Raw genomic sequence first — 15,331 nt, 5'->3', positions numbered from 1 at the left:
ATGGCGACGAGAAGGGGCACGCACGTGGTGACAGGGGCGAGGCGGCGGCTGGGAGCGCTGCTGGCGGTGCTGGTGGCGGCGCTCGGGCTGGTGCTCGGCGGGGCGACGGCCGCGTCCGCGCACGCCAGCCTGGAGGGCACCGACCCGCAGCGGGGCTCGGTGGTGGCCACCGCGCCCGCCGCGGTGACGCTGACCTTCAGCGAGGGCGTCTCGCTGGCCGCGGACTCGGTGCGGGTGCTCGACCCGCGGGGCGAGGCGGTCGACGACGGGAAGCCCGAGCACGTGGACGGCAAGGAGTCGACCGCCCGGGTGGGGCTGCGCCCCGGCCTGGCCGACGGCACCTACACGGTGGCCTGGCGGGCCGTCTCGGAGGACTCGCACCCGGTCGGCGGCGCGTTCACCTTCTCCGTCGGCGCCCCCTCCGACACCTCGGTCAACGCCGCCGCCGTGCAGGGCGCCGAGGCCGACGGCGCGGTGGCCTTCGCCTACGGCACCGCCCGCACCGTCGCCTACCTCGGGTTCGCGCTGCTGGCCGGCGCCGCCGCGTTCGTGATCGCGGTCTGGCCCGGCGGCGCGGCCGTGCGCGGCGTGCAGCGGCTGCTGATGACCGGCTGGATCGGGCTGCTGCTGTCCACCGTCGCCGTGCTGATGCTGCGCGGCCCGTACGAGCGCGGCACCGGCCTCGGGCAGTCCTTCGACCTGTCGCTGGTGCGCGCCACCCTGGACGAGCGGATCGGCACCGCGCTCGCCGCCCGGCTGCTGCTGCTCGCCGCCGCGGGCGTCTTCCTGTCGCTGCTGGTCGGCCAGTTGGGGGTGCAGCAGCCGAAGCCCGCCACCGCCCCGGAACCCGGGCCGGACCCCGAGGACCCCGAGGACCCCGAGGACGAGGAGGAGGCGGAGCTGCGCCGGCTGGAGCGGGCCGCCGCCGAGCGCCCGCAGCGCGACACCCGGCTCGGCCTCGGCCTGGCCGGGCTCGCCCTCGCCCTGGCGCTCTCCGCGACCTGGGTCGGCGCCGACCACTCCTCGGTCGGCATCCAGGTCGCCCTCGCGCTGCCGCTGGCCGCCCTGCACCTGCTGGCGATGGCCGGCTGGCTCGGCGGCCTGGCCGTGCTGGCCGTCGGCCTGCGCCACGGCCTGCCCGCCGCCGCCGTCGAGCGCTTCTCCAGGCTGGCGTTCTGGCTGGTCGCGGTGCTCGTGGCCACCGGCGTCTACCAGTCCTGGCGCGGCCTCGGCTCGTGGAGCGCGCTGGTCGACACCTCGTACGGGCGGCTGCTGCTGGTCAAGGTGGGCTGCGTGGCCGCGATGCTCGGCGTGGCCTGGATCTCCCGCGCCTGGACGGCCCGGCTGCGCACCGCCGACGAGACGCCGTCCGTCGCGGCGGACGGCGGGCCCGCCGACCCGGCTGCGGTGGACGCCGAGCCGGTGGACGCCGAGCCGGTGAGGGCCGCGGTCGGCGGCGGCGACCCGGAGCGGGCCGCCCAGCTCGCCCGGCAGCGGGCGCTGCGGGTGCGCGCTCGGGGCGAGCGGGCCGGCGGGGGCTCCCCGGCCCGGTCCGGGCTGCGGCGCAGCGTGGTGGTGGAGACCTCGGTGGCCGTGCTGGTCCTGGTGGTCACCACCCTGCTCACCAACTCCCCGCCCGGACGCGTCGCCCGGGCCGCCGCCGACGCGCCCGCGACCGCCCCCTCCGCCGGGGCCCCGGCGGCGCCCGGGCGGACCGAGGAGCTCAAGCTCCCGTACGACACCGGCGGCCGCACGCCCAACGCCAAGGGCACCGCGACCGTCACCGTCGACCCGGTCGGCACCGGCCCGAACGCGGTCACTCTCAAGCTCACCGACTCCGCCGGGCAGCCGGCCGAAGTCCCGGAGCTGGAGCTGGCGTTCACCCTCCCCGACCGCGACCTCGGCCCGCTCCCCGTCACCCTCCAGCCGCAGGGCGCCGGCAGTTGGAGCGGCACCGCGCAGCTCCCGCTGGGCGGGGTGTGGGTGGTGTCGGTGACCGTCCGCTCCTCCGACATCGACCAGGTGACGGCCACCCAGCAGCTCAAGGTCGGCCAGTGAGCACCGCCGAGCGGCCGCCCGCCGCCGCGCCGGAGCGGGCCGCCGCGCCGGGGGCGGCGCGGGGGCCGTCCCGGCGGGCGGTGCTCGGCGGGGCCGGGGCCGGGCTCGCGGTGGGCGCGGCCGGCGGGGCGTGGGGCGGCCGGGCCTCGGCGCAGGCCCCGGCGGCGGGCGCCGGGGCCGCGCCGGGCGGGGCCCGGGTGCCGTTCCACGGGGCGCGGCAGGGCGGGATCGTCGAACCGGCCCAGGCCCGGGTCGAGTGGGCGGCGTTCGACCTGCTGTCCAGCACCCGCCGGGACGGGCTGGCCGCGCTGCTGCGCGGCTGGTCGGCGGCGGCGGCCCGGATGGCCGCGGGCGAGCCCGCCGCGGAGGGCGAGAACCAGATCGCGCTGGACGCCGGGCCCAGCTCGCTGACCGTCACCTTCGGCTTCGGCGCCACCCTGTTCGACAAGGCCGGGCTGGCCGACCGCCGCCCCGAGGCGCTGGCCGCGCTGCCCGCCTTCCCCGGCGACGCGCTGGACCCGGCCCGCTCCGACGGCGACCTGTGGGTGCAGGTCGGCGCCGACGACGCCCTGGTCGCGGTGCACGCGCTGCGGGTGCTGGTGCGGCTGGCCACCGGGCTGGCCGCGCCGCGCTGGCTGATGTCCGGCTTCGCCCGGACGCCCGGCGCGACCCCGCACCCGATGACCGGCCGCAACCTGATGGGCCAGGTCGACGGCACCAACAACCCGCGCCCGCAGGACGAGGGCTTCGCCGCCACCGTGTTCGCCACCGGCCCGGACTGGATGGCCGGCGGCAGCTACGCCGTGCTGCGCCGGATCAGGATGCTGCTGGAGGGCTGGGACACCCTGCCGCTGGAGCGCCAGGAGCGGATCGTCGGCCGCCGCAAGAGCGACGGCGCCCCGCTGTCCGGCGGGCCGGACGCCGTCGAGCGCACCCCCGTCGACCTGGCCGCCACCCACCCGGACGGCACCCTGGCGATCGCCCCCGACGCGCACGTCCGGGTCGCCGCGGCGGCCTCCAACGGCGGGGCGGCGATGCTGCGCCGCGGCTTCTCCTTCCACGACGGCCTGCTGCCGGACGGCTCCCCCGACGCCGGGCTGCTGTTCGCCGCGTACCAGGCCGACCCGGCGCGCGGCTTCGTGCCGGTGCAGCAGCGGCTGGCGCGCGGCGACGGCCTCTCCCGCTACCTGCGGCACGAGGCGTCCGCGCTGTTCGCGGTGCCGCCGGGCGCGCCCGAGGGCGGGTACGTGGGGCAGCCGCTGCTGGAGGGCTGAGCCCGCCGGGGGCGCGGGCCGCCGCCCGGGGGGAGCCGGGCCGGCTGCCCGGAGTGCGGAACGGGGCCGGGCGGGGCGGCGGAAGTGGCTAGGGTGAAGGCGGATCGGCCTTCGGGCCGCGCAACACTCGCTGCTCGTTCGGAGGCGGTCATGTCGGCGACCCGTTACACCTACCTCGGGCCCGCGGGCACGTTCACCGAGGCCGCCCTGCGCACCCTGCCGGAGGCCGGGACGCGGGAGCTGACGCCGATGGCGTCGGTGTCGGCGGCGCTGGACGCGGTGCGGGCGGGCGAGGCCGCGGGCGCGATGGTGGCGATCGAGAACTCGGTGGACGGCGCGGTCACCACCACCAGCGACGAGCTGATCAACGGCAGCCCGCTGATGATCTACCGCGAGGTGCTGCTCCCGATCTCGTTCGCGGTGCTGGTGCGGCCGGGCACGGCGCTGTCGGACGTGAAGACGGTCAGCGGCCACCCGGTGGCCCAGCCGCAGGTGCGGCACTGGCTGGCCGCGCACCTGCCGGACGCGCAGTGGGAGTCGGCGGCGTCCAATGCGGAGGCGGCCCGGCTGGTCCAGGACGGCCGCTACGACGCGGCGGTGGCGGGGGCGTTCGCCGCCGAGCTGTACGGGCTGGAGGTGCTGTCCGACGAGATCCACGACGCGGCGGCGCCGACCACCCGGTTCGTGCTGGCGGGCCGTCCCGGGCGGGTGTCCTCGGCGACCGGCTGGGACAAGACCTCGATGGTGGTGTGGCTGCCGGAGGACCACCCGGGCGCGCTGCTGGAGCTGCTCCAGGAGTTCGCGGTGCGCGGGATCAACCTGATGCGGATCGAGTCCCGGCCGACCGGCGAGGGCATGGGCAACTACTGCTTCCTGATCGACTGCGAGGGGCACCTCAGCGAGCGGCGGGTCAGCGAGGCGCTGATGGGCCTGAAGCGGATCTGCCCGCAGGTGCGCTTCCTCGGCTCCTACCCGCGGGCCGACCAGGGCACCTCCGCGCCGCTGCGGGCCGGCACCTCGGACCTGGATTTCGCGAACGCCGCGGACTGGCTGTCGCGCTGCCTGGACGGGCGCGGGGAGCTCTGAGCGCGCCCCCCGGCGCGGGGGTGCGATTCCGGCCGGACGGGACGGTACGCCGTCCCGTCCCGTTCATTTCCGACCTGCCCGCACGTCACCTGCCCGGCCGAGCGCCGTTCACCGGCGGTGCGGCCGGGCGCCGCGCGGGCCGGGGCGGGCGGGGCGGTTCATCCACAGGGCGGCGGTCGGCGTCCACAGGGGCGGTTGTCCCCAGCTGACGGGCAGTTATCCACAGGGCCCGGCGCGAGTCGACAAACCGGTAAAGAAACCCCCAGTACCGGTCAGATCATCTACTAGGGGCGCGGAGTGGACTTATCGGACCAGAGTCCCCCTCGCGCCGACAAATCACCTGGGCGAGCGAGCGAATTCCCTCACTCGGGAAGCCGAATCGAGGTTTGAAACCTGGAATTCCCGGTTCGGACGCCTGCGGACCTTCGGTTTCCCGCTGTCCACAGGCCCGGCCCGGAACCTGTGGATAACCCGCCCCCGGCAGAGTTGTCCACCGGGGTTATCCACAGGCGGGGCCGGGTTATCCCCAGGCCGGGCGGGGCCGCCCCGGCCCCCTCCCCCGGCGGCCCGGGGCAGGATGCCGCATTTCCTGCCGGAAGGCCACAGACCACCGCACACCGCGCACCGGCCGGAACCCGCCCCCGGCCGAGCCGGGCGGCGTCCCGGAGCGCCCTCCGCCCACCGGTAGGCTGGAGCCCGTGATCGACCTTCGCCTGCTCCGTGACGACCCCGAGCGAGTGCGCACCTCGCAGCGCTCCCGTGGTGAGGACGTCGACCTGGTCGACGCCCTGCTCTCCGCCGACGAACGCCGCCGCGCGTCCGGCACCCGCTTCGACGAACTGCGCGCCGAGCAGAAGCAGCTGGGCAAGCTGGTGTCCGCCGCCAAGGGCGAGGAGAAGGCCGCCCTGCTGGCCCGCACCAAGGAGCTGGCCGCCGAGGTGAAGGCCGCCGACGCCGCGCAGGGCGAGGCCCGGGAGGAGGCCGAGCGGCTGCAGCGCTCGCTGGCCAACCTGATCGACCCGGCCGCCCCGGTCGGCGGCGAGGAGGACTTCGTCACGCTGGAGGAGATCGGCACCCCGCGCGACTTCGCCGCCGAGGGCTTCGAGCCCCGCGACCACGTCGAGCTCGGCCGGCTGCTCGGCGCGATCGACACCGAGCGCGGCGCCAAGGTGGCCGGCGCCCGCTCCTACTACCTGACCGGCCCCGGCGCGCTGCTGGAGCTGGCCCTGGTCAACATGGCGATGGCGCGGGCCACCGCGGTCGGCTTCACCCCGATGATCACCCCGGCGCTGGTGCGCCCCGCCGCGATGGACGGCACCGGCTTCCTCGGCCAGGCCGCCGAGAACGTGTACTACCTCGCCGACGACGACCGCTACCTGGTCGGCACCAGTGAGGTCCCGCTCGCCGCGTACCACATGGACGAGATCCTGGACGCCGAGCGGCTCCCGCTGCGCTACGCCGGCTTCTCCTCCTGCTTCCGCCGCGAGGCCGGCACCTACGGCAAGGACACCCGCGGCATCATCCGGGTCCACCAGTTCGAGAAGGTGGAGATGTTCGTCTTCACCACCCCCGAGGACGCCGAGGCCGAGCACCGCCGCCTGCTCCAGTGGGAGAAGGACTTCCTGAACGCGCTGGAACTGCCCTACCGGGTGATCGACGTCGCCTCCGGCGACCTCGGCTCCTCCGCCGCCCGCAAGTTCGACATCGAGGCGTGGGTGCCGACCCAGGGCAAGTACCGCGAGGTCACCTCCACCTCCAACACCACCGAGTACCAGGCCCGCCGGCTCTCCATCCGGATGCGCGACGCCGACGGCGTCCGCCCGCTCGCCACCCTCAACGGCACCCTGGTCGCCGTCCCCCGGGTGATCGTCGCGCTGCTGGAGAACCACCAGCGGGCGGACGGCTCGGTGGTCCTCCCCGAGGCGCTGCGGCCCTTCCTCGGCGGGAAGGCCGTGCTGGAGCCCGTCACCAAGTAACGCCCCCTCTCCCAGGAGCACCCCGCGCCATGAGCACCGCACCCCTGCCCTACCGACTGGTCGCCACCGACCTCGACGGGACGCTGCTCACCAGCGCCGAGAACGTCTCCGCCCGCACCCGCGCGGCCCTGGGCGCGGTCACCGCGCTCGGGGCGAGGCACATCATCGTCACCGGGCGCTCGGCCGGCTGGACCAGGCCGGTGCTCGACGAGATCGGGTACGACGGGATAGCGGTGTGCGGGCAGGGCGCCCAGGTCTACGACGCGGGCGCGCACAAGCTGATCACCTCCGTCACCCTGGACCGGCGGCTGGCCGCGGTCGCCCTCGCCAAGATCGAGGCCGAGGTCGGCCCGCTCGCCGTCGCCGCCAACCAGGACGGCCTGGACGGCGAGGTGCTCGCCGGGCCCGGCTACCGGCTGCGGATCGGCGCCGAGCTGCCGCTGCGCCCGGTCTCCCCCGACCAGCTGCTCGCCACCCCCGTCAGCAAGCTCTACATCCAGCACCCCGAGCTGACCGACGACCAGCTCGCCGAGGCCGCCTGGTCGGTGGCCGGCCAGCTGGTCGGCATCACGATGGCCGGCGCGGGCATCGTCGAACTCCTCCCGCTCGGCCTGACCAAGGCCACCGGCCTCTCGCTGGCCGCCCGCCGGCTGGGCGTCACCGCCGCCGAGACGATCGCCTTCGGCGACATGCCCAACGACGTCCCGATGTTCCACTGGGCCGGGTACGGCGTGGCGATGGGCAACGCGCACGAGCGGCTGCGCGCGGTGGCCGACGAGGTGACGGTCGACAACGACGAGGACGGCGTGGCCGTGGTGCTGGAGCGGGTGTTCGGGCTGCGCTGAGCCGCACCGCCCCGCGGGGACGGCGGAGGGGCCGGGCGTCCGCCCGGCCCCTCCGCCGTCCGTACCGTCCTGCGGTGACCCGCCGTCACCTGCCGTCCGGTCAGCCGTAGCTGACGTTGGAGCAGGCGTCGTCGTCCGCCGAGCGGGCGTTCTCGGCGACCTGGGAGGCGACCGGGCCCGGGTCGGTGGCGCCGGCGGCCGGGGCCGTGCCCGCGTAGTCCTTGCCGAGGATCAGCGTGACGCCCGCGCCGCCGCCCGCCTCGACGGTCGAGCCGGGGAACAGCGCGGCCACCGCCTCGGCGTGCGCCTTCTGCCCGGCGGAGCCGTACTGCACCACCGTGGTGGCGTGGTTCTGGCTGGCCGCGTTGCCGGTCGCGGTGATGGTGTAGTTGGCGGCCTTGAGGGTCGCGGCGGCCTTGGTGCCGAGGCCGCCGGTGGTGGTGCCGTTGTAGACGGCGACCTTCACGCCGGTGCCGTCCGCGGGCGGGGCCGGGGTCGCGGTCGGCGTGGCCGGGTCGGGACTCGGGGCGGCGGTGCCCGCGCTGGCGTCCTTCCCGTCCAGGGTGCGGTCGGCCTTCAGCGCGGCCCAGAGCTGGTCGACCTCGGGGTGGTTGAGGCCGATCCGCTCGCCCTGGTAGTGCCAGGGGGTGGTGAGGAACTTGATGTCGTGCAGGTCGATGTTCTTGAGCGACATCGCCAGGTCGGTCAGCTTCTGCACGCTGCCCAGGTCCTCGTCCACCGTCAGCGACTTGGTGGCGGCGTCGGCCAGCGGGAACAGGCTGGTCGGGCTCATCCCGTTCGCCTTGACCTGCTTGATCAGCGAGGAGAGGAACGCCTGCTGGCGCTGCATCCGGCCGACGTCGGAGCCGTCGCCGATGCCGTGGCGCAGCCGGACGTAGTCCAGCGCGGCCTGGCCCTCGACCTTCTGGACGCCCTTCGGGTAGACCAGGTTGCCCTTGCGGGGCAGGTTGGGGTTGATGTCGCGCTCGTAGATGTCGTTGGGCAGGCAGACCTCGACGCCGCCGACCGCCTTGGTCATCGCGGCGAAGCCCTCGAAGTTGACCACGATGGTGTGGTCGACCCGGAGGTTGGTGAGCTGCTCGACGGTGTTCTGGGTGCAGGCCGGGTTGCCGTCCTTGAAGTTGCCCACCGAGAAGGCGCTGTTGAACATGACGTCGGTCTGGGGCTTGGTCCAACTCTTGTTGGCCAGCATGCACTTGGGGATGTCGACCAGGGCGTCGCGGGGGAACGAGACACCGACGGCGTGCTTGTGGTCGGCGTAGACGTGCAGCAGGATCGTGGTGTCGGAGCGGGCGCCGCCCTCGTCGCCGCCGCCGAGGTCCTTGTTGGCGCCGTCGCGCGAGTCGGAGCCGATCAGCAGGATGTTCATCGGCTTGTTGCCGTTGGCGTCGGCCTGCGCCTCCGGCGGGCGGCTCTCGCTGACGCCGGCGCTGTCCCAGGAGGAGAGGTTGGCGTTCAGCCGCCAGTAGAGGAAGCCTCCGGTGCCGACCACGGCGAGGCTGGTGCCGACCAGGCTCCAGACGACTATCCGCTTGGTCCGGCGGGGCGGTTTGCGGCGGCCCTGCGCGGCGGCCCGGCCGCCACCGCCGCCGCCCTGCGCGGCCCGGCGGGCCTCCGCCCGTCCGCCGCCACCGGCACCGCCACCGCCGGCACCGCCGCTGGTGCCGCCACCGGCTCCGGGGCGGCCCTGGGCGGCCCGGCGGGCCTCGGCGCGGCCCCGGGCGGGGGCGGCGCTGTCGTGGTCGGGGGAACGGCGGCGCGGAACGGTCGGCGCGGGTGCGTCGTCGCGCCGGGGGGCGTCCTGCCGGTAGGTGTCCCCCTGCGGCGGGAGGTTCTCCCACCAGCCGGGGTCCTCGCCCGACGACCCCGCCCTGTGGCCTGTCATACCTGCACCCTTCACCGGAGGCTGCCGTCGGGCGCCTCTGCCACCGCGCCGTCCGCCCGGATCGGCGCGGCGGACGGATGAAGCCGGAGAGCGGAGCATACAAAGGGATCATTTCCGAGTCACCGCCCGGGGCACCACTCCGAGCAATGGAACGCCGGCACGCGGACCGCCGGTTCCCGCCCCGGGTGTGAGACGCACAACGCCGCGCACGACCCACCCGCCCCGGTGGTGGGCGCGCGGGGCCGGGAGGCGCGGGACCGGCCAGTTGTAGGATGACCGGGCAAGGGGTTGTAGGATGACCGGCGTCGGTCGGTCGGTGCGTACGGAGAGGAGCCCGGGCGTGGAGGGGTTGCAGGCGGCGGGGCGGCGTTCGTTGGTGGACGCCGCGATCGAGCAGCTGCGGGAGCAACTGGCGTCCGGGGTGTGGCCGGTGGGGGCGCGGATCCCGACCGAGCACGAGCTGGCGGAGCGGCTCCGGGTGGGGCGCAACACCGTGCGGGAGGCGATCCGGGTGCTGGTGCACGCGGGGATGCTGGTGTCGCGGCAGGGGGAGGGGACGTTCGTCCGGTCGACGAGCGACCCGGCGTCGGTGCTGCGCGGGGTGCAGCGGTCGGGGGTGCGGGACGTGCTGGAGGTGCGGGCCGCGCTGGAGACCGAGGCGGCGCGGCTGGCCGCCGAGCGGCACACCGCGGAGGACCTGGCCCGGATGCGGGCGGCGCTGGAGCGGGAGGCCGCCGTGATGGCGGCGCACCCGGAGCGGGCCGGCCGGGAGGCCACCGTCGAGCACGACCTGGAGTTCCACACCGCCGTGGTGGAGGCGGCGCACAATCCGGCGCTGACCGAGGTCTACCGGTACTTCGGGGCCTCGGTGCGGGAGTCGATGCGCACCGCGTTCGGCGACCACGAGATGCCGGAGGTGGCGATCGCCACCCACGCGGCGCTGGTCGACGCGATCGAGAGCCGGGACCCGGAGCGGGCCGAGGCGGCCTGCCGGGCGCTGCTGGCGGAGCCGACGGCGGCGGTGGAGCAGCTGCTCGCCGAGATCGCCGCCCGGAAGTAACGCCCGGTCAGTCCGGTCGACCCGGTTCCGCCCCTTCCCCGTTCCGTTCCACCCGCACAGAGAGTCAGCCCCGCCATGTCGGTCACCCGTGCCGTGCCGCCCGTCCTCGACCAGAAGGCCGGCGGCCGGACCGCCGCCCCGTACGCCCACCCCGCCCTGCTGCTGGCCGGGATCGTGCTGGTGGCCCTGAACATGCGGGCCTGCCTGGCCGCGGTGTCGCCGATGGTCGCGGAGATCCAGCGCGCCTTCGGCCTGTCCGCCACCGCGAGCGGCCTGATCACCACCGTGCCGGTGCTGTTCCAGGGCGTGGGCGCGCCGCTCACGCCCCGGCTGACCCGGCGGTTCGGCACCGAGCGGGTGGTGCTGGGCGCGGTGCTGGCGCTGGGCGCGGGCGTGCTGCTGCGGGTGCTGCCCTCGGTGGCGGCGCTGTACGCGGGCTGCGTGGTGATCGGCGTGGCGATCGCGGTGCTGAACGTGTCGATGCCGGGCCTGGTGAAGCGGGAGTTCCCGCAGAGGGCCGCGGCGATGACCGGCGTCTACTCGACCACCATGCTGGTCGGCGCGACCATGGCCGCCGGGCTGTCGGTGCCGCTGGAGCACGCGCTGGGCGGCGGCTGGCAGGCGTCGCTGGGGGCCTGGTCGGTGCTGGCGCTGGTCGCCGCGGTGGCCTGGCTGCCGCAGGTGCTGAAGGCCCGTCAGGAGCGGACGGTGCCCCTGCGGGTCGCCCCGGTGACGCCCGTCCCGGACTTCGGCACCAGCCCGTGGCGGTCCGGGCTGGCCTGGCAGATCAGCGTGTTCATGGGCATCTCCTCACTGCTGGTGTACACCCTGGTGGCGTGGATGCCGACCATCCTGGCCGACCACGGGATGCCGCGCGGCGAGGCGGGCCTGGTGTTCGCGTTCAGCAACCTGGTGCAGGTGGTCGGCGCGTTCCTGGTGCCGCTGGCGGCGGGCCGGATGACCCGGCAGCGCGGGCTGGCGCTGGTGATGGCCGGGCTGAACGGCGCGGGCGTGCTGTGGCTGCTGCTGGCGCCGGTGTCCGGGGCCTGGTTCTCGGCGACGGTGCTGGGCCTGGCGCAGGGCGGTTCGCTGGGCCTGGGCCTGGCGTTCATCGTGCTGCGCACCGACAGCGTGCCGGGCGCGGCCCGGCTGGGCGGGATGAGCCAGGCGGTGGGCTACCTGGTGGCGGCGGCCGGCCCGGTCGGTGCGGGTGCGCTGCACCAGCTGACCGGCGGCTGGGACGCGACGCTGCTGGTGATGCTGGTGCTGGCCGCGGTCGCGGCGGTGGCGGGCTGGGGCGCGGGCCGCAACCGGACGGTGTGACGGGGCGGGAGGACGGACGGGCGGGAAGGTCGTCGACCTTCCCGCCCGTCCGCGTGTCCGGGGCCCGCGGCCGGTGCCGCCGGGCCTACTCCTCGCTGCCGAGGGTGAGTCCGGCCAGCTTGACCGAGGCGACGGCGGTGGCGCCCGCCGCGACGACGACCAGCAGCCAGACCGCGGTGGTCAGGCCGACCGGGGCGGTGACGGTGCCGTCGGCGGCGACCGCCTCGGTCAGGGCCAGGCCCCACTGCTGGACCGAGAGGGTGCGGGCGCCCTCGACGTAGTTGCCGATCAGGGACTCCCAGATCAGCGCGTAGGCGAGGCCGGCGATCACCGCGTGCCGGGTGAGCACGCCCAGCAGCAGGAACAGCGCGCTGTAGGCGGCGCCCGCGGCGAGCGCGCCCACCCCGTAGCCGAGCGCCACGCCGTCCCCGGGGCCGTACAGGATCAGGCCGGCGACGTAGGTGGGGACGGCGGAGAGCAGCCAGGTGCTGGCGACGGCGACGGCCAGCTTGGTGGTGACGATCTTCCAGCGGGGCAGCGGCTTGGCGAGCAGGTAGACGATCGAGCCGTCCTCGATCTCGGTGGCGATCACGCCGGTGCCGACGATCAGGCCGGTGATCGGGACCAGGGTGCCCAGGGCGAGGCTGCCCAGGACGCTGTGCGCGAGGTCCAGCTCGTCCAGGGTGCTGTTGCCGGCGATCACGGCCAGGACCAGCAGCATGACCGGGACGGCCAGCAGGACCAGGACCCGGCGGCGGCCGAACAGGCCGCGCGCGGTGAGCCGGGCGACGGTGGTGTTCATCGGTGGGCCCTTCAGGACGAGACCAGGTACGAGAAAACGCTTTCCAGCGACTCGTCGGCCGGGGAGACGGTGTACAGGCGGATGCCGGCCTCGCGGGCGACCTTGGGCAGCAGGGTGGTGAAGCCCTGGAAGTCGATCGCCTGGATGCGCAGGGCCTTCTCGGCGGCGTCGAGTTCGATGCCCGCGGTGGAGCCGTCCGCGATCAGCGCCGAGGCGAGCCGCCGGTCGTCGCTGGAGCGCACCAGGTAGCGGTGCGGGCGGTCGGTCATCAGGCGGCGGATCTCCCGGAAGTCGCCGGACGCGGCGTGCCGCCCGGCCACCACCACCTCGATGTGGCGGGCCAGTTGCTCGACCTCCTCCAGGATGTGCGAGGAGAACAGCACGGTGCGCCCGTCGGCGCCGAACCGGCGCAGCAGCTCCATCAGGTGCAGGCGCTGGCGCGGGTCCATGCCGTTGAACGGTTCGTCCAGCAGCAGCACCGAGGGGTCGTGGACCAGCGCGGAGGCCATCTTGACCCGCTGCTTCATGCCCTTGGAGTAGGTGCCGGTGTGCCGGTCCTGGGCGTACTCCATCTCGACCAGGGCGAGGGCGTGTTCGGCGGCGGCGCCCGGGTCGGCCAGGCCGTGCAGTTCGGCGTTGGCGAGGACGAACTCCCAGCCGGTCAGGTAGTCGTACATCGACTCCTTCTCGGGGACCAGGCCGATCTCCCGGTAGACCTCCTGGTTGCGCCAGATCGGGGTGCCGTCGAGGGCGACGGTGCCGGAGGAGGGGGCGAGGAAGCCGCTCATCATGTGGATGAGGGTGGACTTCCCGGCGCCGTTGGGGCCCAGCAGGCCGGTGATGCCGGGTCCGATGGTCATGGTGACGTCGTTGACGGCGACCACGTTGCCGAACCAGCGGGAGACCTTGTCGATGGTGATGACGGCCATGGCTGCCTCTCAGACGTTCCGGTAGCGGCGCAGCATCAGCGCGTAGCCGCCGGCCGTGAGTGCGACGAGCACGGCCGCGAACACCGCCGCGCCGGCCGCGCCGGGGGCGTGCAGGACGGTGGCGCTGTCCGTCCCCAGGCCGAAGAGCCGGTTGGCCAGGGCCTCCACCAGCTGGGACGGCGAGATCAGGAACGCCCAGGCGGCGGAGTCCGACCGCAGCGGGTCGAGGCCGCCGTTGAGCGCGTAGACGATCGAGGCCAGCGCCCGGGTGATCATCAGGACGCCCATGATCGCGGCCACGCCGAAGCCGCGGCGCGGGGTGGCGGCGGCGATCAGCAGGCCGAGCGAGGCGTACAGCAGCGCGTACAGCAGGGCCGCGACCAGGCCGTACAGCAGGTGCAGCAGGTTGTCGCCGAGCGGGAACTTCGCCAGCAGCGCGCCGACGAACAGCAGCAGCAGCGGCGTGGACAGCACGATCATCAGCGCGCTGAACATCGCGGCGAACTTGGCCGCCACGTAGTCGCCGCGGGTGGCCGGGCGGGAGAAGTACAGCGGCACCACGTGGTGCCGCAGGTCCCGGGACATCAGCACGGGGGCCTGCGCGGCCAGGAAGATCTGCGGCAGGACGACGAACGTGGCCAGGTAGTCGGCGTAGTCCATCGGCATCTTGTCCAGGTGCGCGAACAGCGCGATCGCCAGCATCGCCAGGGCCGGCGCGGCCATCCCGCCCAGCAGCAGGAACGGCAGCACCTTGGACTTGCCGGAGCGGCCCAGGCCGAACGCGGCCCGCAGGCTCTGCACGTACAGCGAGCGGGTGGCGTACCGGCGGCCCAACCGCGGCCCGGTGTACGGGCGGTAGCCGATGTCGTGGATGACGCCGCTGTGGGCGTCGGCGGGGGTGGTCATGCCTGCTCGCCTCCTACGGCCGCGGCCCGGTACGTGTCGTGGCCGTACTCGCCGTACTCGCCCGGCTCGTCCTCGTCGGACCGGGTGCTGAAGATCTCGGCGACCCGGTGGCGGCGCTGCTCCAGCCGGATCAGGCCGAGGCCGAGGTCGTCCACGGTGTCGCGGACGGTGTCGTACGTCTCGTCGCCGGCGATCTCCACCAGCAGGATGCGGCTGCCGTCGGCGCGGACCGTCAGACCGGCCGCGGTCAGCCGCTCGCGCAGCACCGCGTCGGCGTCGAAGGCGCGGTCGACCGGGTGGTCGGTGACCTCGACGGCGAGCAGCTGGGTGGTGCCGGTGAACGAGGCGGTGGAGGAGGACCGCAGCAGCTTGCCGCCGTCGATCACCACCAGGTGGTCGCAGGTCCGCTCCAGCTCGCCCAGCAGGTGGGTGGTGACCAGCACCGAGATCCCGAAGTCGGAGTGGATGCGGCGGATCAGCCCGAGCATCTCGTCCCGGCCGACCGGGTCGAGGCCGTTGGTCGGCTCGTCCAGCAGCACCAACTGCGGGTCGTGGACCAGCGCCTGGGCCAGCTTCACCCGCTGCTTCATGCCGGTCGAGTAGCCGCCCATCGGGCGGTAGCGCTCCTCGTACAGGCCGACGTGGCGCAGGGTGTCGGCGGTGCGCTCGCGGGCCGCGGCGGCGGGCAGGCCGGACATCCGGGCCATGTGCACCACGAACTCGGTGGCGGACACGTCCGGCGGCAGGCAGTCGTGCTCCGGCATGTAGCCGACGCGTTCGCGGATCGCCGGGCCCTGGGTGGCGATGTCCAGGCCGAGCACCTGGCCGGTGCCCTCGGTGGCCGGGGACAGCCCGAGGAGGATCTTGATGAGGGTGGACTTGCCCGCGCCGTTCGCCCCGACCAGGCCGACCACGCCCGGCTGCACCTCCACGGTGAGCCGGTCGAGTGCGGTGACCCGGGGGAACCTCTTGGTGAGGCCGTCCGTCTTGATGACTGTGGACACGGTCATCAACGTAGCCGTGCACCGGCGGCCCGCGGAATGCGCTGGGAAGCCGGGCTTCCCTCCCCCCACGGGATGACCGCCCGGCCCCGCCCCCTAGGGGACGGGGCGGCGGGCCGGTGCCCGAGCGGCGCCCGAGCGGCGCCCGACGGTGCGTCAGGGTGC

General features: G+C 74.9%; 12 protein-coding genes. 7 read left to right on the top strand and 5 right to left on the bottom strand.

All coding sequences use genetic code 11. The features are described from left to right. The 5 genes from ACIP60_RS32690 to ACIP60_RS32670 all read left to right on the top strand — a co-directional run bounded on the left by ACIP60_RS32690 (position 1) and on the right by ACIP60_RS32670 (position 7,239). On the top strand, positions 1 to 2,058 hold the full coding sequence (locus ACIP60_RS32690; protein ID WP_400691561.1) for a FixH family protein: 2,058 nt from the start codon (positions 1 to 3) through the stop codon (positions 2,056 to 2,058). Continuing rightward, positions 2,055 to 3,332 carry an iron uptake transporter deferrochelatase/peroxidase subunit gene (efeB, locus tag ACIP60_RS32685; protein WP_400691558.1) on the top strand — a complete coding sequence of 426 codons (1,278 nt, stop codon included), beginning with the start codon at positions 2,055 to 2,057 and terminating at the stop codon, positions 3,330 to 3,332. Before ACIP60_RS32690 ends, efeB begins: the two co-directional genes overlap by 4 nt. A 150-nt stretch (positions 3,333 to 3,482) precedes the next feature. Beyond that, positions 3,483 to 4,418, top strand: coding sequence for a prephenate dehydratase (gene pheA / locus ACIP60_RS32680; RefSeq protein WP_100837121.1), 936 nt, complete (start codon positions 3,483 to 3,485; stop codon positions 4,416 to 4,418). 698 nt (positions 4,419 to 5,116) lie between these two features. Beyond that, on the top strand, positions 5,117 to 6,394 hold the full coding sequence (serS, locus tag ACIP60_RS32675) for a serine--tRNA ligase (RefSeq protein WP_400691554.1): 1,278 nt from the start codon (positions 5,117 to 5,119) through the stop codon (positions 6,392 to 6,394). Positions 6,395 to 6,423: 29 nt separating this feature from the next. Continuing rightward, positions 6,424 to 7,239, top strand: a complete 816-nt coding sequence (locus ACIP60_RS32670; RefSeq protein ID WP_400691551.1) for an HAD family hydrolase — start codon at positions 6,424 to 6,426, stop codon at positions 7,237 to 7,239. A gap of 100 nt (positions 7,240 to 7,339) precedes the next feature. Here ACIP60_RS32670 and ACIP60_RS32665 read toward each other — a convergent pair whose 3' ends face one another. After that, positions 7,340 to 9,145, bottom strand: coding sequence for an LCP family protein (locus tag ACIP60_RS32665; RefSeq protein ID WP_400691548.1), 1,806 nt, complete (start codon positions 9,143 to 9,145; stop codon positions 7,340 to 7,342). Between the two features lie 340 nt (positions 9,146 to 9,485). Between ACIP60_RS32665 and ACIP60_RS32660 the strand changes: the two genes are divergently transcribed. Further along, complete coding sequence (locus ACIP60_RS32660) at positions 9,486 to 10,205, top strand: FadR/GntR family transcriptional regulator (RefSeq protein ID WP_400691545.1); 720 nt, start codon at positions 9,486 to 9,488, stop codon at positions 10,203 to 10,205. Positions 10,206 to 10,280: 75 nt separating this feature from the next. Then, on the top strand, positions 10,281 to 11,528 hold the full coding sequence (locus ACIP60_RS32655) for a CynX/NimT family MFS transporter (protein WP_400691542.1): 1,248 nt from the start codon (positions 10,281 to 10,283) through the stop codon (positions 11,526 to 11,528). A gap of 85 nt (positions 11,529 to 11,613) precedes the next feature. On the opposite strand, the gene ACIP60_RS32650 is transcribed toward ACIP60_RS32655, so the two are convergent. From ACIP60_RS32650 to ACIP60_RS32635, 4 genes are read right to left on the bottom strand one after another with little or no spacing between them, the layout of a single operon-like run. Then, the gene (locus ACIP60_RS32650) at positions 11,614 to 12,330 is read right to left on the bottom strand and encodes an ABC transporter permease (RefSeq protein WP_400691539.1); all 717 of its coding nucleotides are present in this window, start codon (positions 12,328 to 12,330) and stop codon (positions 11,614 to 11,616) included. An 11-nt stretch (positions 12,331 to 12,341) separates the two neighbouring features. Beyond that, positions 12,342 to 13,259, bottom strand: a complete 918-nt coding sequence (locus tag ACIP60_RS32645) for an ABC transporter ATP-binding protein (protein ID WP_282202063.1) — start codon at positions 13,257 to 13,259, stop codon at positions 12,342 to 12,344. A gap of 9 nt (positions 13,260 to 13,268) precedes the next feature. Further along, positions 13,269 to 14,165 carry an ABC transporter permease gene (locus ACIP60_RS32640; protein WP_100837129.1) on the bottom strand — a complete coding sequence of 299 codons (897 nt, stop codon included), beginning with the start codon at positions 14,163 to 14,165 and terminating at the stop codon, positions 13,269 to 13,271. Continuing rightward, a complete protein-coding gene (locus ACIP60_RS32635; RefSeq protein WP_400691534.1) occupies positions 14,162 to 15,175 on the bottom strand; it encodes an ABC transporter ATP-binding protein in 1,014 nt (337 codons plus the stop codon). The genes ACIP60_RS32640 and ACIP60_RS32635 overlap by 4 nt, the downstream gene beginning before the upstream one ends. Positions 15,176 to 15,331: the final 156 nt, after the last annotated feature.

Source organism: Kitasatospora sp. NPDC088783 (assembly GCF_044750705.1).
Lineage (GTDB): Bacteria > Actinomycetota > Actinomycetes > Streptomycetales > Streptomycetaceae > Kitasatospora > Kitasatospora fiedleri.
Note: the sequence above shows the minus strand (reverse complement) of the source record. Positions and strands in the feature narration are given on the sequence as shown.

What these genes read in the sequence shown, in the direction of transcription:
- ACIP60_RS32690 (WP_400691561.1), top strand. Translation starts at nt 1, where the DNA reads ATGGCGACGAGAAGGGGCACGCACGTGGTGACAGGGGCGAGGCGGCGG.
- pheA (WP_100837121.1), top strand. Translation starts at nt 3,483, where the DNA reads ATGTCGGCGACCCGTTACACCTACCTCGGGCCCGCGGGCACGTTCACC.
- ACIP60_RS32670 (WP_400691551.1), top strand. Translation starts at nt 6,424, where the DNA reads ATGAGCACCGCACCCCTGCCCTACCGACTGGTCGCCACCGACCTCGAC.
- ACIP60_RS32665 (WP_400691548.1), bottom strand. Translation starts at nt 9,145, where the DNA reads ATGACAGGCCACAGGGCGGGGTCGTCGGGCGAGGACCCCGGCTGGTGG.
- ACIP60_RS32655 (WP_400691542.1), top strand. Translation starts at nt 10,281, where the DNA reads ATGTCGGTCACCCGTGCCGTGCCGCCCGTCCTCGACCAGAAGGCCGGC.
- ACIP60_RS32650 (WP_400691539.1), bottom strand. Translation starts at nt 12,330, where the DNA reads ATGAACACCACCGTCGCCCGGCTCACCGCGCGCGGCCTGTTCGGCCGC.
- ACIP60_RS32645 (WP_282202063.1), bottom strand. Translation starts at nt 13,259, where the DNA reads ATGGCCGTCATCACCATCGACAAGGTCTCCCGCTGGTTCGGCAACGTG.
- ACIP60_RS32640 (WP_100837129.1), bottom strand. Translation starts at nt 14,165, where the DNA reads ATGACCACCCCCGCCGACGCCCACAGCGGCGTCATCCACGACATCGGC.
- ACIP60_RS32635 (WP_400691534.1), bottom strand. Translation starts at nt 15,175, where the DNA reads ATGACCGTGTCCACAGTCATCAAGACGGACGGCCTCACCAAGAGGTTC.